Source organism: Streptosporangium album, assembly GCF_014203795.1.
In the GTDB taxonomy this organism is placed as follows: Bacteria; Actinomycetota; Actinomycetes; order Streptosporangiales; family Streptosporangiaceae; genus Streptosporangium; species Streptosporangium album.
Genome location: NZ_JACHJU010000002.1, coordinates 80,322 through 100,665, shown reverse-complemented (window position 1 = coordinate 100,665; position 20,344 = coordinate 80,322). Strand labels below are relative to the sequence as shown.

Annotated in this window: 20 protein-coding genes; 5 read left to right on the top strand and 15 right to left on the bottom strand. The window is 70.6% G+C overall.

Annotation, left to right across the window (positions count from 1 at the left end; all coding sequences use genetic code 11):
- Window positions 1–3: 3 nt before the first annotated feature.
- Window positions 4–906, bottom strand: coding sequence for a proline iminopeptidase-family hydrolase (locus FHR32_RS23930; protein WP_184756761.1), 903 nt, complete (start codon window positions 904–906; stop codon window positions 4–6).
- A gap of 133 nt (window positions 907–1,039) precedes the next feature.
- Here FHR32_RS23930 and FHR32_RS23925 point away from each other — a divergent pair, with 133 nt between their 5' ends.
- Entirely contained in the window at window positions 1,040–1,852 is an 813-nt protein-coding gene (locus FHR32_RS23925) for a FadR/GntR family transcriptional regulator (RefSeq protein WP_312882679.1), read from the top strand.
- 28 nt (window positions 1,853–1,880) lie between these two features.
- Here FHR32_RS23925 and FHR32_RS23920 read toward each other — a convergent pair whose 3' ends face one another.
- The 9 genes from FHR32_RS23920 to rimP all read right to left on the bottom strand — a co-directional run bounded on the left by FHR32_RS23920 (window position 1,881) and on the right by rimP (window position 11,343).
- Window positions 1,881–3,278: a leucyl aminopeptidase gene (locus tag FHR32_RS23920; RefSeq protein WP_184756760.1), complete on the bottom strand. Its 1,398-nt coding sequence runs from the start codon at window positions 3,276–3,278 to the stop codon at window positions 1,881–1,883.
- A 75-nt stretch (window positions 3,279–3,353) separates the two neighbouring features.
- Window positions 3,354–4,253: a tRNA pseudouridine(55) synthase TruB gene (truB, locus tag FHR32_RS23915; RefSeq protein ID WP_184756759.1), complete on the bottom strand. Its 900-nt coding sequence runs from the start codon at window positions 4,251–4,253 to the stop codon at window positions 3,354–3,356.
- Window positions 4,254–4,268: 15 nt separating this feature from the next.
- Window positions 4,269–5,267 (bottom strand): DHH family phosphoesterase, encoded by a 999-nt coding sequence (locus tag FHR32_RS23910; RefSeq protein WP_184756758.1) that lies wholly within the window; start codon window positions 5,265–5,267, stop codon window positions 4,269–4,271.
- Entirely contained in the window at window positions 5,264–5,746 is a 483-nt protein-coding gene (gene rbfA, locus FHR32_RS23905) for a 30S ribosome-binding factor RbfA (protein WP_184756757.1), read from the bottom strand. The genes FHR32_RS23910 and rbfA overlap by 4 nt, the downstream gene beginning before the upstream one ends.
- A 70-nt stretch (window positions 5,747–5,816) precedes the next feature.
- Window positions 5,817–6,116: a DUF503 domain-containing protein gene (locus FHR32_RS23900; protein ID WP_184757795.1), complete on the bottom strand. Its 300-nt coding sequence runs from the start codon at window positions 6,114–6,116 to the stop codon at window positions 5,817–5,819.
- Window positions 6,117–6,241: 125 nt separating this feature from the next.
- On the bottom strand, window positions 6,242–9,394 hold the full coding sequence (gene infB, locus FHR32_RS23895; RefSeq protein WP_184756756.1) for a translation initiation factor IF-2: 3,153 nt from the start codon (window positions 9,392–9,394) through the stop codon (window positions 6,242–6,244).
- Between the two features lie 142 nt (window positions 9,395–9,536).
- Window positions 9,537–9,839: a YlxR family protein gene (locus tag FHR32_RS23890; RefSeq protein WP_184756755.1), complete on the bottom strand. Its 303-nt coding sequence runs from the start codon at window positions 9,837–9,839 to the stop codon at window positions 9,537–9,539.
- Complete coding sequence (gene nusA, locus FHR32_RS23885; RefSeq protein ID WP_184757794.1) at window positions 9,823–10,818, bottom strand: transcription termination factor NusA; 996 nt, start codon at window positions 10,816–10,818, stop codon at window positions 9,823–9,825. Before nusA ends, FHR32_RS23890 begins: the two co-directional genes overlap by 17 nt.
- Before the next feature lie 24 nt (window positions 10,819–10,842).
- Window positions 10,843–11,343, bottom strand: a complete 501-nt coding sequence (gene rimP, locus FHR32_RS23880) for a ribosome maturation factor RimP (protein WP_184756754.1) — start codon at window positions 11,341–11,343, stop codon at window positions 10,843–10,845.
- A 188-nt stretch (window positions 11,344–11,531) separates the two neighbouring features.
- On the opposite strand from rimP, the gene FHR32_RS23875 reads away from it, so the two are divergent.
- Together FHR32_RS23875 and FHR32_RS23870 are read left to right on the top strand one after the other, a co-directional pair.
- Entirely contained in the window at window positions 11,532–12,035 is a 504-nt protein-coding gene (locus tag FHR32_RS23875) for a hypothetical protein (protein ID WP_184756753.1), read from the top strand.
- A complete protein-coding gene (locus tag FHR32_RS23870; RefSeq protein WP_184756752.1) occupies window positions 12,032–12,481 on the top strand; it encodes a ferritin-like domain-containing protein in 450 nt (149 codons plus the stop codon). Before FHR32_RS23875 ends, FHR32_RS23870 begins: the two co-directional genes overlap by 4 nt.
- Window positions 12,482–12,683: 202 nt before the next feature.
- On the opposite strand, the gene FHR32_RS23865 is transcribed toward FHR32_RS23870, so the two are convergent.
- The 3 genes from FHR32_RS23865 to FHR32_RS23855 all read right to left on the bottom strand — a co-directional run bounded on the left by FHR32_RS23865 (window position 12,684) and on the right by FHR32_RS23855 (window position 15,943).
- Window positions 12,684–14,426, bottom strand: a complete 1,743-nt coding sequence (locus FHR32_RS23865) for a proline--tRNA ligase (protein WP_184756751.1) — start codon at window positions 14,424–14,426, stop codon at window positions 12,684–12,686.
- Between the two features lie 67 nt (window positions 14,427–14,493).
- Window positions 14,494–15,150 carry a hypothetical protein gene (locus FHR32_RS23860; RefSeq protein ID WP_184756750.1) on the bottom strand — a complete coding sequence of 219 codons (657 nt, stop codon included), beginning with the start codon at window positions 15,148–15,150 and terminating at the stop codon, window positions 14,494–14,496.
- Between the two features lie 280 nt (window positions 15,151–15,430).
- Entirely contained in the window at window positions 15,431–15,943 is a 513-nt protein-coding gene (locus FHR32_RS23855; protein ID WP_246467388.1) for a hypothetical protein, read from the bottom strand.
- Between the two features lie 213 nt (window positions 15,944–16,156).
- Here FHR32_RS23855 and FHR32_RS23850 point away from each other — a divergent pair, with 213 nt between their 5' ends.
- Both FHR32_RS23850 and FHR32_RS23845 read left to right on the top strand, forming a co-directional pair.
- The gene (locus FHR32_RS23850; RefSeq protein WP_184756749.1) at window positions 16,157–17,455 is read left to right on the top strand and encodes an FAD-dependent oxidoreductase; all 1,299 of its coding nucleotides are present in this window, start codon (window positions 16,157–16,159) and stop codon (window positions 17,453–17,455) included.
- Window positions 17,456–17,567: 112 nt separating this feature from the next.
- Window positions 17,568–18,740 (top strand): DUF6986 family protein, encoded by a 1,173-nt coding sequence (locus tag FHR32_RS23845; RefSeq protein ID WP_184756748.1) that lies wholly within the window; start codon window positions 17,568–17,570, stop codon window positions 18,738–18,740.
- A gap of 99 nt (window positions 18,741–18,839) precedes the next feature.
- Here FHR32_RS23845 and FHR32_RS23840 read toward each other — a convergent pair whose 3' ends face one another.
- A complete protein-coding gene (locus tag FHR32_RS23840) occupies window positions 18,840–19,514 on the bottom strand; it encodes a copper homeostasis protein CutC (RefSeq protein WP_184756747.1) in 675 nt (224 codons plus the stop codon).
- 43 nt (window positions 19,515–19,557) lie between these two features.
- A complete protein-coding gene (locus FHR32_RS23835) occupies window positions 19,558–20,163 on the bottom strand; it encodes a GNAT family N-acetyltransferase (protein ID WP_184756746.1) in 606 nt (201 codons plus the stop codon).
- Between the last annotated feature and the right edge of the window lie 181 nt (window positions 20,164–20,344).

The window sequence follows — 20,344 nt, the reverse complement described above, 5'->3', positions numbered from 1 at the left end:
GTCCTAGTCCGTGGAGTCGAGGAATGAGCCGACCACCTGCAGGAAGAGCTCCTCTTCCTCGATGTGCGGCATGTGGCTGGAGTGCTCGAAGATCTGCCATCGGACGTCGGGGATGTGGTCCGCGAAGGGCTGCACGGTGCGAGGGGTGGCCTCGTCGTGCCGCCCGGAGACGAGCAGGGTCGGCGCGGTCACCCGGTGCAGCCGGTCGACGACCGACCAGTCCTGCAGGGTGCCGACGACGTGGAACTCGGTCGGCCCGTTCATCGTGTGGTACACGGTCGGGTCCTCGGCGGTCTTGGCGTCGCTGGCCAGGACCTCCGGCGGATTGGGCACGATCATGCAGACGTGGCGGGCGTTGAACACCTTCTCCGCCGCGCGGTATTCGGGGCTGTCGGTGGTCCCGGCGGCCTCGTGCTCGCGGAGCGTCCGCTCGACCTCGGCCGGGAGCTCGGCGCGCAGCCGGTCGCACTCCTCGCGCCAGAGCTTCATCGAGGCGGGCGAGTCGGCGATGATCAGCCCCTTGAGGCCCTCGGGCCGCAGGACGGCGTGCTCGGCGGCCAGCATGCCGCCCCATGACTGGCCGATCAGGTGGTAGCGGCCGGCGATGCCGAGATGAGCGAGCAGGTTGTCCAGCTCGTCGAGGAAGAGCTCGGCCGTCCAGAAGCCGGCGCCGCGGTCGGGCAGGTGGGTGGAGAGCCCCACGCCGAGCTGGTCGTAGTGGACGACCGCCCGGTCCTGCTCGGCCAGCCGCGCCATGCGCAGCGTGTAGTCGTGGGCCGCGCCGGGGCCGCCGTGCAGCACGACGAGGGGGGCCTTGTCCGCGTTCAGGTCGCCCGTGACGCGGTACCAGGTATGCCAGTCCTTGAAGGGGGCCAGGCCCTGGGTGGTCGGTTCGGGGATCGCCACCGCAGTCCTCCATATAACAAGTGGGGCACATGCCACCAGATGAGACGAATGTCCGTGTTGTGGACATCTTATGGATTAATGGCCTGAACACAATACCTTTTTTGGAATCGTGTGGTTGTGTAACGTTCCGGGTGTGCACCCCGACTCGACGCCCCCGACCACCGACGACCTCTCCCGCATGCTGGGGCAGGTGCTGGGCGACACCGCCCAGTCCTCCGTGCTCAGCCCGGTCAGGGTGCACTCGGTGGCCACCGAGGTGGCCGACCGGCTGATGACCGCCGTCGCGATAGGCGACTACCTGCCCGGCGAACGCCTCCCCGGAGAGCGCGAGCTGGCCACGATCCTCGACGTGAGCCGCGCGACGGTCCGCGAGGCCATCGGCCGGCTCCAGGCGGTGGGCATCGTGGAGATCAAGCGCGGCCGGACCGGCGGCGCCTACGTCAGGGCGAGCTGGACCGAGGCCACGGCCTCGGCCGTCCGCCGGACACTCCTGCCCCGCTGGCCCGAGCTGGAGCAGCTGTTCGACCTGCGGTGCCTGGTGGAGGGGCTGGTCGCGCGGACCGCCGCGCTCCGCCGCACCGACGAGGACCTGGCGGCCATGCGCGCGGCGCTGGACGGCTACGCGCAGGCCCGCACGCTGGGCCAGGAGCAGGCCGCCGACGCGGCCTTCCACGGCGCCGTGCTGGCCGCGACGGGCAACCCGAAGATCAGCGCGCTCAGCAGGGACATGCTGACGCGGGTGAGCCTCGGATTCCCCGTCGAGCCGTACGGGGAGGACGACCCGGAGGACTACCAGCGGGCGCTGATCGAGCACCGGAAGATCTACGAGGCCATCGCGGCCGGCGACGCCGGGCAGGCGGGCTCCCTGGCGGAGGAGCACTTCACGCTCACCTCCGACATGATGCGCGCCATGCTCGAACGCGCCCAGGAACGGACCGCCGGATGACCCGGCCCCGCCCGGCCGGAGAACGGCCCTAGGAGCGGCTCTCCAGGTAGCCGATCAGCGTGCGGACCATCGCGCCCGTCGCCCCCGCCGGGCCGAGGTCGGTGGCCTTGTCCAGGTAGGCGGTCGTGGCGAAGTCCAGGTGGGCCCAGGGCAGCCCGGCGGTGAACGGTCGCAGGAACAGTGCGGCGATCGTCGCGTCGGCCAGGCTGCCACCCTCGTTCTTCGCGTCGGCCACCTCGGAGGTGAGCCTGTCGGCGTACGGTTCCCAGAGCGGCAGCTCCCACATCGGCTCGCCGGCCCGCGCACCGGCCGCGATCAGCTCGCCGACCAGCTCCCGGTCGCTACCGATCACCCCGGTGATGTCCTCCCCGAGCGCGTGCATCACCGAGTAGGTCAACGTGGCCGCGTCGATCAGCACGTCCGGCGAGCTCTCGGCCAGGTAGGCGAGCGCGTCGGCCAGCACCAGGCGGCCCTCGCTGTCGGTGTCGGTAACCTCGGTGGTCCGCCCGTTGCGGTGCGTGAGCACGTCCCCGGGCCGGGTCGCGGAACCGCTGACCATGTTCTCGGCGGCGGAGACCACGGCGGTGACCCCCACCGGCAGCTCCAGCCGGGCGGCGGCCTGGACGGCCGCGAGCATGGTCGCGCCGCCCGCCATGTCGCACTTCATGGTGGACATCGCCCCGAGGCCCTTGATCGCAAGACCACCGGAGTCGAAGGTGATGCCCTTGCCCGCGAGGCCGATCGTGCCACTCACGCCGTCGCCGGGATAGCTCACCTCGATCAGACAGGGCGGGTTCGCGCTGGCCGCGCCGACGCCGAGGATGCCGCCGAAACCGCCCTCGCGGAGCGCACCGGCGTCCAGCACCCGCACGCCCAGCCCGCACGCCCCGGCCATCGCCCGGGCATGCTCGGCCAGGTCCATCGGGACCAGGTCACCGGCCGGGGTATTGACCAGGTCCCGGGCGAAGGTCACCGCGTCGGCGACGATCCCGGCTCGCGCCACCCCCTGCGGATCCTCGCCCGCCAGGATGATCAGTTCACGTACGGCAGGCCTCGGCGGCTCGCTCTTGTACCCGTCGAACCGGTAGCCGCCCAGCCGCACACCTTCGATGACCGCCTCGACGTGAGGGAAGGCGACCGCCACGGTGGGGAACTCGGCGAGCCGGGGCGCGACGCGGCCCACCGCCCGCCGTACCGCGTGCGCGTCGTCGTCGGCGCCGAGGCCGACCAGCAGGACCGCGGCCGCACGGAAGGCGTCGCCGTCCCGGCGCGGCAGCAGCAGGTCCTGGCCGGCCCGGCCGGTGAACCTGACCTGGCCGAGCACGCCCCCCAGGCCGAGCCCGGGGTCGAGCCCCTCGCGCACCAGCAGGACGAGCAGGTCCGCGGCGATCTCAGCGGGGGCAAGGGAGGAGAGGGACACCTCCATGAGGCGACTCCTAACAGAGCTAAATGGTTCGGTTTATGAACCTTAAAGCACTGTCATGTCACACGGGAGACCGGGTCAGGAGACGAAGACCGCCAGCGACCTGGTGATCCCGCCGTGCTCCTCGACAAGGGCCAGCAGGGTTCCGTCCGGGCCGAACACGCCGATCGGCCCCTTGCCCAGCCCCAGCGAGGGCAGCCGCCCACCGTGCGCGACGGTGCTCGCCTCTTCGGCGGTCACGTCACGGCGGGGGAAGGCGGCCGCGACCGCGTCGGCCATCGGCAGGATCACGCAGTCGGCGGAGAGCTGCTCGACGGTGTGGGCCATCGACAGGTCGTAGGGGCCCACCCGGGTGCGGCGCAGATAGGTCAGGTGACCGCCGGTGCCCAGATCGGCACCCAGGTCACGGGCCAGCGCGCGGATGTAGGTGCCGCTGGAACAGGTCACCGAGACGTCGATGTCGATCAGGTCGCCGTCGCGCCGGACACCGGTGATCTCGAAGGCCGGCACGGTCACCGGACGCGCCTTGAGCTCGACCTCCTCACCCGCCCTGGCCCGCTTGTAGGCGCGCTCGCCGTTCACTTTGATGGCGCTGACCTGCGGCGGAACCTGCATAATCGGACCGGTCAGGATGGCGACACCCTTCCTGATCTCCTCGTCGGTCACCCCGGCAGCCGAGGCCGTCGCGATGATCTCGCCTTCGGCGTCGTCGGTGTTGGTGGACTGGCCGAGGCGGATCGTGCCGTCGTAGCCCTTCTGCGTGAGCGCGAGATGGCCCAGGAGCCGGGTGGCCTTCTCCACGCCGACCACCAGCACTCCGGTGGCCATCGGATCCAGAGTCCCCGCGTGGCCGACCTTGCGTGTGCCGGCGATGCCGCGGAGCTTGCCGACGACGTCGTGCGAGGTCCAATCGGCGGGCTTGTCCACGATGATCAGCCCGCTCGGGGGCGGGGTGCGCTTGGCGCGAGCCGTACTCATTCGAAAAAAGTCCTTCTACAGGAGTGCGCGGAGACTCGCCATCGTCTGCTCGACGGGCAGATGGGAGGTGAAGCCCGCCGCCTTGGTGTGCCCGCCACCGCCCAGGGCGGCGCAGACACGGGCGACGTCCACCGCGCCCTTGGAACGGGTGGAGACCTGCCAGGCGCCGTCGTCGTCCTCCTTGAGGATCACGGCCACGTCCGCCTCCTCGGTGCGCCGGATCACGTCGATGATCCCCTCCACCTCGTCGTACGGCAGGCCGTGGGCCTCCCGGTCGGCCCGGGTGACGAACGTCCAGACCAGCCCCTCGCCCACCTCGGGCTCCAGCGTCACCCGGTCCAGGACGGTGCCGAGCACCTTGAGGTAGCCGAATGGGGAACGGTCCCACAGCTCCCGGGCGATCTCTTCGGGATTCAGCCCGGTGGCCGTCAGCCGGGCGGCCATGAGGTGCACTCCGGGAGTGGTGGAGGAGTGCCGGAACGAACCGGTGTCGGTGACCAGCCCGGCGTACAGGCAGGTCGCGATGGCCTTGTCGACCGGCAGGCCGAGCCGGTTGATCAGCTCCTCGGCCAGCACGGCGGTGGCCGCGGCACCGGAGTCGACCAGGTTGAGCGTGCCGAAACCGGTGTTGGACCGATGATGGTCCACCACGATCAGCTCTCGGGCCTTGACCGCGTTGCCGGCCAGCACACCGAGCCGGTCGACGGTGGGGACGTCAAAAGTGATCATCAACTCGGGCGCGAGCGGGTAGGCGTCGGGCTCGGCCAGGATCTCCTGCCCGGGCAGGAAACGCAGCAGGCGGGGTACCCGGAACCGTCGTTCCCCGAAGGAGGCCGTGACCCGCTTGCCCGCCGCGCGCAGCGCCATGCCGAGCGCCAGCATCGAGCCGAGCGCGTCACCGTCCGGCGAGACGTGGCAGGCCAGTGCGATCTCGTCGGCGGACGAGATCAGGCCGACGGCCCGGTCCCAGTCACCGACCGGGACCGGCCCGACATCGCGCAGGTCGGGCGTCACGTTGCGGAGTATCCCGCGCGCTCTGACGGCTCGTCGTCGTTTTCGCCGGTTCCGTCGCCGTCCTCGTCAGGCTTGCGGTACGGGTCGGCGTCCCCGGCGTGCTGCGCCCCTTCGGCCCGCCTGGCGATCTCGGCGTCCCTGGCCTTCGCCTCGGCCAGAAGCCCGTCGAGGTGACGGGCGCTGTCGGGAAGCGGGTCGTGGGTGAACGTCAGCGTCGGCGTGTGGCGCAGGCCGGTCTGACGGCCCACCTCCGAACGGATGAGCCCCTTGGCGCTCTCCAGCGCCGCGGCGGAGTCGGCCCGCTCTGCCTCCGAGCCGAACACGGTGTAGAACACCGTGGCCTCGCCCAGGTCGTTGGTGATGCGTGCGTCCGTCACGGTCACGAAACCCAGCCTCGGGTCCTTGATCCGGCGCTCCAGCATCTCTGCGACGATCTGCTGGATCCGGTCAGCGATCTTACGTGCGCGTGCGGCGTCCAATTTCGCTCCCCCCTTCTCACAGTAACGACCGGACGCAGAAAGGTGATTCCGCGACCGGTCGTCTCTGTGGCTAGTCCTCGTCCTCGTTGTAGAGCCGCTGCCGGGCGGACAGCAGCTCGATCTCCGGGTGGAAGGCGACCAGGCGCTCGCAGTCGTCCAGCGTCGCGCCGCAGTTGGCGGCGGTGGCGGAGACGACCGCGATCCCGATCTCGGTACGGCGGTGCAGATCCAGATGGCCGGTCTCGGCGACGGCCACACCCGGGAACCGTCGTTGCACCTCGGCGATGATGGGACGCACCACGGAGCGCTTCTGCTTCAGCGAATGAACATCGCCGAGCAGGATGTCCAATGTGAGGGCACCTACATACATGTTGAGTTTCGCCACGGATGTCACCGTGCCACCGACGGCGCCGGGACGCCCGCCGGCCGGAGGCCCCACCCATCGGATGGGCGGTGCCTTCGGCCGGCGAGCGGTCCCCTTGCCGGATCGGAGCATCAGACGCGCGGCTTCTCCCGCATCTCGAACGTCTCGATGACGTCGTCGATCTTGATGTCGCTGTAGCCGACACCGATACCGCACTCGTAGCCCTCACGGACCTCGGTCGCGTCGTCCTTGAAACGGCGCAGCGAGGACACGGTGAGGTTGTCGGAGATGACGACCCCGCCACGGATGATCCGCGCCTTGCTGTTGCGGACGATCGTGCCCGAGCGGACCAGCGCACCGGCGATGTTGCCGATCTTCGGCACCTTGAAGACCTCGCGGACTTCGGCGGTGCCCATCTGGACCTCTTCGAACTCGGGCTTGAGCATGCCCTTGAGGGCCGCCTCGATCTCCTCGATCGCCTGGTAGATGACCGAGTAGTAGCGGATGTCGACGCCCTCGCGCTCGGCCAGGTCGCGGGCCCGGACTTCGGGGCGCACGTTGAAACCGATGATGACGGCGTTGTCGTCGGCGACCGCCAGGTTGACGTCGTACTCGGTGATCGCACCGACGGCACGGTGGAGCACCCGCAGGCGCACCTCGTCGCCGACGTCGATCTTGAGCAGCGCGTCCTCGAGAGCTTCGACCGAACCGGAGACGTCACCCTTGATGATGAGCTTGAGCTCGTCGACCTGGCCCTTCTCCATCTCGCTGAAGAGCTCTTCGAGGGTGCGGCGACGGCCGGACCTGGCCATGTCCGCGATGCGCTTGCGGGCCGCACGCTGCTGGGCGATCTGACGCGCCATCCGGTCGTCGGTGACGACGATGAAGTTGTCACCGGCACCCGGCACCGCGGTCAGACCGAGGACCAGCACCGGACGCGACGGGTCGGCCTCCTGGATCGCCTCGCCGTTGTCGTCCAGCATCGCCCGGACGCGGCCGAAGGCCTCGCCACAGACGATCGAGTCGCCGACGCGGAGCGTGCCGCGCTGGACCAGCACGGTCGCGACCGGGCCGCGGCCCCTGTCGAGGTGCGCCTCGATCGCGACGCCCTGGGCGTCCATCGTGGCGTTGGCCCGCAGGTCGAGCTCGGCGTCCGCGGTGAGCAGGATGGCCTCGAGCAGCTGCTCGATGCCGATCCCGTTCTTGGCGGAGATGTCGACGAACATCGTGGTGCCGCCGTACTCCTCGGCGACCAGGCCGTACTCGGTGAGCTGGGCCCGGACCTTGCCCGGGTCGGCGCCCTCCTTGTCGACCTTGTTGACCGCGACCACGATCGGCACGTCGGCCGCCTGGGCGTGGTTCAGCGCCTCGATGGTCTGCGGCTTCACACCGTCGTCGGCCGCGACGACCAGGACCGCGATGTCGGTGACCTTCGCACCACGGGCACGCATGGCGGTGAACGCCTCGTGACCCGGGGTGTCGATGAAGGTGATCCGACGGTCCTGGCCCTCGTGCTCGGTGGCGACCTGGTAGGCACCGATGTGCTGGGTGATCCCACCGGCCTCGCGCGCCACCTCGTTGGTGTGCCGGATGGCGTCGAGCAGCTTGGTCTTACCGTGGTCGACGTGACCCATGACGGTCACCACCGGCGGACGCGCGACCAGGTCGGACTCGTCGCCCTCGTCCTCGCCGAACTCGATGTCGAAGGTCTCCAGGAGCTCGCGGTCCTCCTCCTCCGGGCTGACCACAAGCAGGTTGTAGTCGAGCTCGGCGGCGAGAAGCTGCAGCGTCTCCTCGTTGACCGACTGCGTGGCGGTCACCATCTCGCCCAGGTGCAGCATGATCTGCACCAGGGACGCGGGGATCGCGCCGATCTTGTCGGCGAAGTCCGACAGGGAGGCACCGCGCGACAGGCGGATCGTCTGACCGTTGCCGCGAGGAGCCTGCACGCCACCGATCGCCGGGGCCTGCATGTTGTCGAACTCTTGACGCCGCTGGCGCTTGGACTTGCGGCCACGGGTCGGGCGTCCGCCCGGACGCCCGAAGGCACCGGCCGTACCGCCACCGCGGCCACGGCCGCCGCCACCGGGACGGCCGGCGAAACCGCCGCCGCCGCCACCGGGACCGCCGGTGCCGGTGCCGGGACGGCCTGCGCCGCCACCGCCACCCGGACGGCCGGCGAAACCGCCACCGCCACCGGGACGACCGCCGCCGCCACCGGGACGGCCACCGCCGCCACCGGGACGACCGCCGCCGCCACCGGGGCCGGGACGGCCTGCGCCGCCACCGGGACCGGCAGGACGGCCCTGCGGCATCATCATCGGGCTGGGACGGGGACCACCGGGACGCGGGCCACCCGCACCGGCGCCGCCGCCGGGACGAGGACCACCGGCACCGGGACCCGGACGCGGGCCGGCGGCACCGGGAGGACCGGAGCGGGCGCCCGGCGGGCGGGGACCGGCGCCGTCGCGCTGTCCCTGCTCGCGGGGACCGCGGTCATCGCGGGGGCCTCCAGGACGCGGGCCCCTGTCGCCGGGGCCGCCTTCACGGCCGCCGGGACCACCCGGGCCGCCGGGACGCGGAGGACGGGCCTGGCCCATGCCGCTGGCGTTCGACGAGAACGGGTTGTTGCCGGGACGCGGGCCACGCGGACCCGGACGCGGACCCGGCTTGGGGCCGGGAGCGCCCGCACCGGGCCGGGGGCCCGAAGGGGCTCCGCCCGGACCGCCGGAGGGGCGGCCTTCCGGACGCGCGGCCTCGGGCCGAGCGGCCGGACCCGGACGCGGTGCCGGAGCCGGGCGCGGACCCGGCTTGGGGCCGGAAGCCGCGGGACGGCCGGCCTCGGGGCGCGGAGCCTCGAAACGCGGCGGCTGAACCGGCGAGGGCGGCTGCTGCTGCGCAGGCGCCTGCTGAGGCTCGGGAACCACGGGCGGAACCTGCGGCGCGGGGGCCGCCGGACGCGCTGCGGGACTGGGCCTCGGACCCGGCTTGGGAGCCGGTCCCGGCTTGGGAATGGATGACGGCGCCGCCGGGGCGCCGCTTCCGGCCTGGCTCTCAGCCGGCCGGGGGGCCGCCTGAGGCGGCCTGGGCGTTCTGTTACCACCCTTGTCGGACGACCCCCTGGGGGGACCGCCCAAAGCTTCCGTGAGCCTACGGACTACCGGTGCTTCGATAGTCGAGGACGCCGAACGCACGAACTCGCCCATCTCCTGGAGCTTGGCCATGACGACCTTGCTCTCCACACCGAACTCCTTGGCGAGCTCGTATACCCGGACCTTCGCCACTGCACTCCCTTACTCGGCCCGGGAGGCAGTGCCGCCGGACCGTCGTTACGTAGACGTACTCATCGCCGCATGCTCATCAGGCGCTCATAGCTATCTGACCAGCCCATCAACTCGGCGTCCTACATGACAGTCGGTAACCATTTCACCCGATCCTTTCAGCGTGAACCTCTTCCAAGTGGCCTCGCACCTGCGACAGATCAAGCGGACCCACCACGCGAAATGCGCGCGGAAACGCTCGGCGACGCTCGGCGAGTTCCAGACAGCTCAGGGAGGGATGCAGCGAAGCACCACGTCCCTGAAGCCGTCGTCGCAGGTCAGGGACGATGACGTCCTCGACCACCACCAGGCGGAGCAGCTCGGAGGAGACCGTGCGAACCCGGCACCCCACACATGTTCTCAGCGGGACGACCTGGCCACCATATTCCAGCTTACCGTGTGGACGCATCTGCGGAACCGGCCGCGTCCTCCGCTTGGGTATCCGGACGGATGTCGATGCGCCATCCGGTGAGCCTCGCCGCCAGCCGGGCGTTCTGCCCTTCCTTGCCGATCGCGAGGGAGAGCTGGTAGTCAGGCACGGTCACACGCGCGGCGCGACCGTCGGCATCGATTACTTCAACCTTGGAAACGCGAGAGGGCGAAAGCGCATTCCCCACGAACTCCGCAGGATCCTCCGACCAGTCGATGATGTCGATCTTCTCACCGTGTAGTTCGGCCATCACGTTCCGCACCCGCGACCCCATCGGGCCGATGCAGGCGCCCTTGGCGTTCACGCCGGGGCGGCGCGACCGCACCGCGATCTTGGTCCGGTGGCCCGCCTCGCGCGCGATGGCGGCGATCTCCACCGTCCCGTCGGCGATCTCGGGCACCTCCAGGGCGAAGAGCTTCTTCACCAGACCGGGGTGGGTGCGCGACAGCGTCACCGAGGGGCCCTTGTGCCCCTTCTTGACCTGGACCACGTAGCAGCGGAGGCGCTCGCCGTGGACGTATTCCTCGCCGGGGACCTGCTCGTTGTGCGGGAGCACCGCCTCGATCCTGCCGAGGTCCACCAGAACGACCCTCGGGTCCTTGCCCTGCTGGATGACCCCGGCCACGAGTTCGCCCTCACGGCTGGCGAACTCACCAAAGTTGATCTCGTCCTCGGCGTCCCTGAGCTGCTGCAGGATGACCTGCTTGGCGGTGGTCGCGGCGATGCGGCTGAAGTTGCCCGGGGTGTCGTCGAACTCCCTGAGCACCTCCCCGCTCTCGTCGTCGATCTCGGCTGCGAAGATGGTCACGTGCCCGGACTGCCGGTCGAGCTCGGCCCGTGCCTTGGCGGCCGCGCCCTCGCTCCGGAAGTACGCGATCAGTAGCGCATCCTCGATCGCCTTGACGACCAGGTCGAAGGAGATGTCCTTCTCCCGCTCCAGGCTGCGCAGGACGCTCATGTCGATGTCCACGAGGCTCCCCCCTTAGCCTTCGTCGCCGTCTTCGCCGTCGTCTTCGGCGTCGTCCAACCGGCGGAATTCCACCTGTACCCGGCCTCGGGTCAGGTCCTCATACTCGATGCGGCGCGATGCGCCCGCAACGTCAAGCTCCACACCGGTCTCGTCGGTGGCGACGATCCGGCCCTCCACCGAGGTGCCGTCCCGCAGTTCGGCCTTGACCAGCCGCTTCACCGCCCTGCGCCAGTGGCGCGGCTCGGTGAGCGGGCGGTCGACTCCAGGCGAGGAGACCTCAAGCACGTAGGGGGTGGTCCCCATCACGTCGTCGGCGTCCAGCGCGGTGGAGACGGCGAGGCTGACCTCGGCGACGTCGTCCAGGCTCACACCACCGTCACGGTCGACGACGACGCGCAGCAGCCGCCGCTTGCCCGCCGGTGTGACCGTGACATCCTCCAGGTCGAGCCCGGAGGCGAGGGTGACAGGTTCCAGAAGCTTCATCAGGCGGTCGCGGGATGTGGCGCTGCCCATGCCGACCTCCCATTGTCACAATCTCAGCCGGGCGGACCTCGCCCATGCGGTTCACCAGCCTATCCACACCAGGGCGTGGAAAGAGCGCCACTCGGTGCGGCGAGCCCGTCCGAGCAGCGCGGTGAATGCGTTTCCCAGCCCTTACGATGCTAGACGTGTAGCAGCCCACCCATGACCGGAGGTCGTCCGTGCGTTCCCTGTCCCGGCGCACCCTGTTGCGGGGCGGCGCTCTCGGGGTGACCGCCCTGACGGTCGCGGGCTGCGCCGCCGAGGAGCGCAAACCCCTGCGAGCCGCGCCTCCCGACCCGGAGACCGTGCTGCTCAGGCAGCTGATCGCGGGCAAGGAGCAGACCATCGCCCTCTACTCCTCGGTCGCCTCCGCCAAACTCGCCCCTTTCAGGGAGCGTCACGAGGCCCATCTCGCCGAGCTCCGCAGGCGGCTGCCTCCCGATGCCACCCCCACCCCCGCTCCGCCCTCGGGCTCCCCGGCTCCCTCGGGCTCCCCGGCTCCCTCGGGTTCCCCGACGCCGGGGCCGAAGGCCTCCCTGCGGACCCTGCAGAGGCTGGAGCAGAAGGCGGCGGCGCTCCGTCCCCTCCAGATCGAGGGGATCTCCCCCGCGCTGGCCCAGCTGATCGCCTCCATCGGGGCCTGCGAGGCCGCGCACGCCGTTGCCCTGGCGAGGTCGCTGTGAGTGTCGACCGGGCGCTCGGCACGGCCCTGGCGGCCGAGCACGCGGCCGTCTACGCCTACGGGGTCATCGGGGCCCGGACCACGGGAGAGCTGCGCGCCGTGGCGACCGACGCCTTCAACGCCCACCGCGCCCGCCGCGATCAGCTCCGCACCCTGGTCATCGCCCGTGGGAGCACCCCGGCCGAGCCGGATTCGAGCTACCGGCTGCCGGTCACCCCGACCACGGCGGCCCAGGCCGTCGAGCTGGCCGTGCTGGTCGAGCGAGGAGTGACGGGCGCCTATCTGGAGCTGACCGCGTCCGGCGACCCGGCTCTGCGGAAGATGGCCGCGCTGGCCATGCAGGAATGCGTGGTCCGTTCGTACGGCCTGCGCCCGGCCATCGAGACCTTCCCCGGAATGCCCGTGCGGCCCGATCCCACCCCCACGGCGACGGCTCCGTCCTCTTGATCGCGTAGACCATCACGGTTTACCCACGTTTGAATCACCCCTGACGGGTAGCTGAACCTCCGCTGACGGGCGGCGCACGCTGAGCGTGAACCGCCCGGAGGTTTCCACTGGCGCAAGACTCTCCGCGGCAGCTCCCGCTAGCGGACGGGCCCGCCGGTGACGACGGGCCGCTCCCTGACGGCGTGAGGCCGGGCCCGTAGGGTCAGCCGCGGCAGGCAGCCACGACGCGGTCCACGGCCTCGTCGATGGGGATCTCCTCCTTGACACCGGTGGCGCGGTCGCGCAGCTCGGCGACGCCCTGGGCGAGTCCCCGGCCGATGACCAGGATGGTCGGCATGCCGAGCAGCTCGGCGTCCTTGAACTTCACGCCCGGGGAGACCCCCGGACGGTCGTCCACCAGGACGCGCAGGCCGCGGGCCTCGAGGTCCTCGGCGAGCCCGGTCGCGACCTCGATCTGGTTGTCCTTGCCGGTGCCCACGATGTGGACGTCGACCGGGGCGACCTCGCGGGGCCAGACCAGGCCGAGCTCGTCGTGCTTCTGCTCCGCCAGCACGGCCACCGCGCGGGAGACGCCGACGCCGTAGGAGCCCATGGTGATGCGGACCGGCTTGCCGTCGGGGCCGAGGGCGTCCAGCTTCGCGGCGTCGGCGTATTTGCGGCCGAGCTGGAAGATGTGGCCGATCTCGATGCCCCGGTCGATGGAGAGGCCGGAGCCGCAGACCGGGCAGGCGTCGCCGGCCCGGACCTCGGCGGCCTCGATCGTGCCGTCGGCGACGAAGTCGCGACCGGCGACCACGCCGGTGGCGTGCTTGCCGGGCTCGTTGGCGCCGGTCACCCAGGCGCTGCCGTCGACCACGCGGGGGTCGACGAGGTAGCGGATGCCGAGGTCCTTGAGCACCTGCGGGCCGATGTAGCCGCGGACCAGACCGGGGTGCCTGGCGAAGTCCTCGGCCTCGAAGATGGCGGGCTCGCCGGGGGCCACGGAGACCTCCAGCCGCTTGAAGTCGACCTCGCGGTCGCCCGGCACGCCGATGATCAGCGTCTCCGTCTTGCCGGAGCCGGGGGTCGTGACCTTGACCACGATGTTCTTGAGCGTCTCGGCGGCGGTGATGCCCAGGCCGTGGTGCTCGTTGACGTGGTCGACCAGCGACTCGATGGTCGGGGTGTCGGGGGTGTCGAGGACCCGCAGGGCCGGCCGCTCACCGGTGATCGCGGCGGGCGCGGGGGTGGTGACCGCTTCGGCGTTGGCCGCATAGCCGCACTGGTGACAGGCCACGAAGGTGTCCTCACCCGTCGCGGCGGGCGCGAGGAACTCCTCGGAGGCGGAACCGCCCATCGCGCCGGAGGTGGCGAAACAGATCTTGTACGTGATGCCGAGGCGGTCGAAGGTCTTGATGTAGGTGTCGCGGTGCTGCTCGTAGGAGCGCTTGAGACCGTCGTCGTCGAGGTCGAAGGAGTAGGAGTCCTTCATGACGAACTCGCGGCCGCGCAGGATGCCCGCCCGGGGACGGGCCTCGTCACGGTATTTCGTCTGGATCTGGTAGAGGGTCACCGGATAGTCCTTGTAGGAGGAATACTCCCCCTTGACCATGTCGGTGAACATCTCCTCATGGGTGGGGCCGAGGAGATAGTCGGCGCCCTTGCGGTCCTTGAGGCGGAAGAGCGTGTCGCCGTACTCCGTCCAGCGGCCGGTCGTCTCGTAGTACTCGCGGGGCAGGAGGGCGGGGAAGAGCACCTCCTGACCGCCCATGCGGTTCATCTCCTCACGCACGATGCGCGTGACGTTCTCCAGAACCATCTTGCCGAGCGGCAGCCAGGAGTAGACGCCGGGTGCGACACGACGGACATAACCGGCGCGGACGAGCAGCTTGTGGCTCGGGACTTCCGCGTCTGCCGGGTCGTCCCTCAGCGTTCGAAGAAACAACGACGACATGCGCAGCAGCACGGCTACTCCTAGCTAGCAGGGATCGATGGCTACAGGCTATCGACTCGCGCAACCCGGTTGTCTGCCATTAGAGACCGGCGACGAAAACGAAGTAGGCGGACGCGATGACCGCACTCACGATCGCCGCGCGGAACCGGGCCTTCCCCTGCCGTAGCGCGACCAGCAGTCCCAGCGAGATCGCGGTCACGACCAGGACGTTCCACGGCCAGAATCCGGGGACGTACTCCGGCCAGCTGGGCAGCGCCTTGCCCATGCCCTCGACCACGACCACCCCGGCCATCGCACCGCCCGCGAGGTCTCCCCAGAAGTCGTCGCGCCTGGTGAAGTAGGACAGCAGGCCGAGGGACGCGATGACGAGCAGCGTGAGGTTCAGCGTTGCGCCGTTGCTGCCGAGGGTCAGATCGTCACCCGTTCTGAAGAGCGAGGCGGCCATCAGGGAGATCATCGTGCCGAGCGTGGCCAGTGCGCTGGTCAGCGCCGCCCAGCCGAGGCTGACGGCGGTCCGTCCCACGATGACGACGAGCAACAGGTAGGCGTAGGGCTCGTAGGCGGCGTACAGCAGGTCGGGGCCGTAGGAGAGCACCGCGCCGATGACACCGAGGGTCAGCCCTCCGACGAGCGAGAACACCATGTGCCAGACGATGGCCCGTTCCTGTTGGTCATCGGCGAGAAAGGCCGCGGTGTAGTTCTGATCGATCATGTTGTTCTGGTCAACCGTAGCCACTGGTTCCCCCGATCCGCATTCACCCAGGGCCGTATAAAAGTAGTCTGACCTGCAAGAACATACCAAAACTGGCAAATGTTCCCAAATAGGCAAAAGATTGGACTTATCGGTCCGGACCGGGGAGCCGCCCGCGCCCCGCGAGGCCGCCCGGCAGGTGAGCCGGCGGCCGGGCGGCGCCGGTCCGACGCCGGACCGCTCGGAACGGTTCCATCATCTCGCACGAGGCAGACCGCCGGCGGAGCGCCCCCACCCGCTCCGTCCCGCCGAGGCGGCGGAGAGATCAGCCGCCGAGGAGCTCTTCCCAGGGCTGGCGAGAGGGGACTCTCCGGGTGGTGTCGAACGCCTCGGCCAGCCGCCAGAAGTCGGGACGGCTGCGGATGCGTTCGCGGCCCACGGGGTCGACCGCGCGCAGGACGAACAGGATGCCCAGGACATCGAAGGTGGCGGTGGCGGAGGTGGCCGGCCCGGCAGGGGTGACCGGCGACCCGGGGACGCCGGGATCACGGATGTGCCCGGCCAGCGCGGTGGCGACCTCGGCGGCGCCGGGACCCTCGCGCCACTCGACGTTCCAGCCGTGGCCTGTCCCCTGCCACCAGGTCAGGTCACGGCAGGACTCCATGAGCTCGGCCTCGGCCGCCAGCGCGGCCATCACCCGGCCGAGGGCCTCGAACCGGAGGGCGTCGGACGCGTCGAGGGAGCGGGCCGCCGCGCGCGGCCCCCGCCGGTCCGGGAGCGTGCCGTCGTTCTGGCGTCGCGCGTCTGCTTTTCGCCGTCTGTCCGCCCCTGAGGTCACGAGAACCAACTGTGAGCCGCGGGACCTGTCCCCGCAAGCCCCGGTTTGACAGCCCGGCAGACGGATATATCCGGTACGGTTCCAGGCCCCTCACCGGGGACGAGGGCGCACCGGCCAGGTGGATCTTCTGATCACGCCGGCCTGTCGAGGCTGGCAGGACAGGCTCCGTTGATACAGAATCGCGCTCACGGGAACCAGTTCCTAGGAGGCGACGTGTCACTGCGAGTCGCGATTGTCGGGTCGGGGCCTGCCGGGATCTACACGGCCGAGGCACTGATGAAACAGGCTTCCGGGTCCGTCGAGGTGGACGTGATCGAGCGGCTGCCCACGCCGTACGGTCTGGTCCGGTACGGCGTGGCCCCCGACCACACCTCGATCAAGTCGATCGCGGAATACCTGAGCCGGGTGCTGGAGCTGCCGGGCGTCCGGTTCCTGGGCGGCATCGAGCTCGGCAGGGACGTGGGCGTCGCCGACCTGCTGGCCTGCTACGACGCGGTGGTCTACTGCACCGGTGCGATGGTGGACCGCCGGATGGGCATCCCCGGGGAGGACCTGCCCGGCAGCGTGGCGGCCACCGACTTCGTGAACTGGTACTGCGGTCACCCCGACATGCCCGCCGACCGCTTCGTCCTCGACAGCCCGGAGGTCGCGGTGATCGGCGTGGGCAACGTCGCGGTCGACGTGGTGCGCGTCCTCGCCAAGAGCGCCGAGGAGCTACGCGCCACCGACGTGCCGCACGAGGTGCTGACCCGGCTGGCCCGCAGCCGGGTCAAGGCCATCCACATGATCGGCCGCCGGGGGCCCGAGCACGCCAAGTTCACCCTGAAGGAGCTGCGGGAGCTGGGCGAGCTGGCCAACGCGGACGTGCGCGTGCGGCCCGAGGAGACGGTGGCGGACGTCACCGGGATGTCCCGGCAGATCCGGGGGAACGTCGAGGTGCTGCAGAGCTGGGCCGCCCGCGGCCCGGTAGGCCGCCCCAGGCGGCTGGACGTGCGGTTCTGGATGCGCCCGGTGGAGATCCTCGGCGAGGACCGGGTGCAAGCGCTCAGGCTCGAGCGCACCCACCTGGTGGACGGCCGCGTCGTGGGGACCGGGAAGTTCGAGACCCTTCCGGTCGGCATGGTCCTGCGCTCGGTCGGCTACCAGAGCGTGCCGCTGCCCGGCGTCCCCTTCTCCGAGGCCACCATGACCGTGCCGAACGAGGCCGGCCGGGTCCGTGACCGCGAGTACGTGGCCGGCTGGCTCAAGCGGGGCCCCACCGGTGTGATCGGCACCAACAAGTCCGACGCCGCCGAGACGGTCCGCACCCTCCTGACCGATCTCGCCGGCCGCGAGCCCGTACGGCACGACGACCTCGACGCCCTTCTCGCGTCCCGGGGCGTCTCCCCCATCACCTACCGGCACTGGCTGTCCATCGAGGCGGCCGAGGCCGCCCTGGCCAGGACCCTGGACCGCGGCGAACGCGTCAAGCTCCTCGGCCTCGCCGCCATGCTCACCGCCTCCGGCCGCTGACGCCGGGACACCGGAAAGGCGAGGAGACCGGGAATCGCGGCACCATGGACACGGCGGCCGGACAGGGCAGAGCATGGGTGCGGTTGGTCGGACATGTCACGAGGAGCACCCCATGCGCGTCACGCTCGGCGATCCGCCGGCCCTCATCCCCGGGTTCGAACAGGCTCACCGCGAGCAGTCGGCGGCCTATCCCGCGACGGCGGTGGAGTGGCAGCCGGTGCACACCGTCTACGTCCCCGCCGACCGGTTCGACGCGGGCACGGTCGCCGGGTGGGGGAACACCGCACTGGACCTGCTGCGCCGGCACCTGTCCAGGAAGGACATGACCAGGTTCTTCGAGATGCACGAGCAGACGGCGAGGATCGTGCACGAGAAGGTGACGGCGAAGCTCGGCACCGAACCCGTCGAGGACCTGCGGGTGGACTTCGAGGACGGCTACGGCCTGCGTCCCGCGGAGGAGGACGGCCACGTCGCGCAGGCCGCCGAGGCGGTCGCGGCCCTGCACGCCGATGGAACGCTCCCGCGCCGATGGGGGCTGCGGGTGAAGTCGTTCGCCGACGGCGACCCGGTCCGGAGCATCCGGACGCTGGACGGGTTCCTGACCGGGGTGATCGAGCGGGTCGGGCACCTGCCCGAAGGGTTCGTGGTGACCTTCCCGAAGGTCTTGATGAAGGCCTATCTGGGTCAGTTCGCCGACTGCCTGGAGGCGCTGGAGAAGGGGCTCGGCCTCGCAGAGGGCAGGCTCCGCTTCGAGATGCAGGTGGAGGCTCCCCAGACGGTGCGCTTCCTCGACGCCGGCCTGGTCCCCGCGCTCGGGGGCCGGCTGGCGGCGGCGCACTTCGGCGTCTTCGACTACACCGCGAGCTGCTCCCTGCCCCCGCACGAGCAGCGGCTGGACCATCCGGCCTGCGACCATGCCCGGCACGTCATGCAGACGTCGTTCGCCGGGACGGGGGTGGAGCTGTCGGACGGCTCGCTGGCCGCCTCCCCCGCCTCCGACGACAGATATGTCGTGCGCAACCTGTGGTGGCGGCATGTGAGCCTGATCAGGCACTCCCTGAGCCACGGCTTCTACCAGGGCTGGGACATGCACCCCTCCCACCTGGTCAGCCGCTATGTCGCGGTCTACCACTTCCATCTGTCGCACTACGAGGAGTACGCGCAGCGGGTGCGTGACTGGGAGGAGCGGCGCGGGCCGGAAGGCGGGGTGATGGACGAGCCCGCCACCGTCAAGACGATGGCCGCCGCCCTGCGCCGCGCCGACCTGGCCCTGGGGAACGCCTGAGCGGCCCGCCCGCCATCGGCGTGAACGGGCCGGCGGGTCCCGGGGAGCCGTCACCGCCGGAGGTCCGCCTCGCCTCGCGGGGCGGACCGTCCGTACGCGTCAGTCGATCAGCTCACGCCACTGGCGCACCAGGCGCGCCTCGACCGGGTCGGACCACGACGCCCGTACGGCGCTGCCGACGTGGAAGGCCCGCACGCCGTAGTCCATGAGCACCGGGACGAGACCGGGCCTGAGCCCGCCGCCCGCCATGATCAGCGGACCGTCCCCGGCCTCGCACCGGGCCTTGATCGCCGGCAGCCCGTCGGCCACGCCGCCGGGCGCACCCGAGGTGAGGACGGTGGCGAGGTTGGGCAGCAGGCGGACGGCCCGCCAGCTCGCCTGGGTGTCGGCCGCGTGGTCGACCGCCCGGTGGAAGGTCCAGGGCAGCGGGGCGACGGCGTGGATGAGCGCCTCGGTGGCGGCCAGGTCGACCACACCGGCGGAGTCGAGGAAGCCGAACACGAACCCGGCCGCGCCCGCCTCGGAGAGGATCTTGGCATCGCGCCGCAGACCCTCCAGCGATTCGGGCGTGGCCAGGAACGAGGCCTCACCGCGCAGCATCACCATCTGTGGCAGCGCGCACTTCCTGGAGATCGCCGCGACCGTCTCCGCAGCCGGGGTGAGCCCGTCGGAGGCCATGTCGACGACGATCTCCAGGCGGTCGGCACCGCCCTCTTCCGCCGCGACGGCGTCGCGCACGTCGAGCGCGATCACCTCAAGCAAGGATCCGGTCATGGGGTGAGGCTATCGGATGACTTTGTCCTGGGATCGCCGTGGTTCAGACATGCTGCCGAATGGATGATCCACGACGGTCCACAAAGGGCAACGCGGTGCCGAGGGCGCCACCGCGCAGCCCTCCGGCCCGCTGGAACAGCGCCCCCGACGCGCGGTGCGGCAGATCGACCGTGCGGAGGTGGGCGAAACGCTGGCCCCGATAGTAGTCCTGCAGCCGCGCGTTGTCCTTGGAGCAGTCAAGCCGGAGCCATCTTCCGCCCATTCCCAGGACCCGCAGCCCCGCCCAGTCGAGCAGCGCCTCACCCAGGCCTCGGCCGGAGTGGGCGCGTGCCACCGAGAGTTTGTGAACGTAGAGCGCGGATCCCGGGTCGTCCTCGGCGGCCCAGAACTCGGGGTCGGCGTGGCCGTCCAGGGCGAGGGTGGCGGCCGGCCCCTCATCGCCGTCCAGCAGATACATGGTTCCCTCCTCGATCAGCGGGGCGATGCGCTCTGCGGGGAAGCCCCCTGCGGGCCACTGGCGCACGCCCCGGGCGTTCAGCCAGCCCGCGGTCTCCGCGAGAAGCGCGAGGACTCCCGGGAGGTCGCCCTGGTCGGCCCTGCGGAGCGTGAGCCGGTGCATCGCGGCGGGGTTGACGGTGTTGGAGTGCATGATTCATCCCTTCGTTGCGCTGGGTGCGCGAGGTGACACTGAAAGTGACCGTGCGATGGCGCACGGTATCCATGCCGGGCTAGGCGGAACGCCTAGTAGTACTTCGTTAAGTTACGAAGTGTTATGGGGCGCGTACATTTGATGGCATACGTGGCAAGCGCCGGTCCAGGTGGCGAGTAAA

Bases quoted from the DNA above. Each gene is read 5' to 3' on its own strand.
- FHR32_RS23890 (WP_184756755.1), bottom strand. From the start codon at position 9,839: ATGCGTCCACACGGTAAGCTGGAATATGGTGGCCAGGTCGTCCCGCTG.
- FHR32_RS23845 (WP_184756748.1), top strand. From the start codon at position 17,568: ATGCGCGTCACGCTCGGCGATCCGCCGGCCCTCATCCCCGGGTTCGAA.
- FHR32_RS23920 (WP_184756760.1), bottom strand. From the start codon at position 3,278: ATGGAGGTGTCCCTCTCCTCCCTTGCCCCCGCTGAGATCGCCGCGGAC.
- FHR32_RS23835 (WP_184756746.1), bottom strand. From the start codon at position 20,163: ATGCACTCCAACACCGTCAACCCCGCCGCGATGCACCGGCTCACGCTC.
- truB (WP_184756759.1), bottom strand. From the start codon at position 4,253: ATGAGTACGGCTCGCGCCAAGCGCACCCCGCCCCCGAGCGGGCTGATC.
- nusA (WP_184757794.1), bottom strand. From the start codon at position 10,818: ATGAGCGTCCTGCGCAGCCTGGAGCGGGAGAAGGACATCTCCTTCGAC.
- FHR32_RS23840 (WP_184756747.1), bottom strand. From the start codon at position 19,514: ATGACCGGATCCTTGCTTGAGGTGATCGCGCTCGACGTGCGCGACGCC.
- rimP (WP_184756754.1), bottom strand. From the start codon at position 11,343: ATGGGCAGCGCCACATCCCGCGACCGCCTGATGAAGCTTCTGGAACCT.
- FHR32_RS23900 (WP_184757795.1), bottom strand. From the start codon at position 6,116: ATGTATGTAGGTGCCCTCACATTGGACATCCTGCTCGGCGATGTTCAT.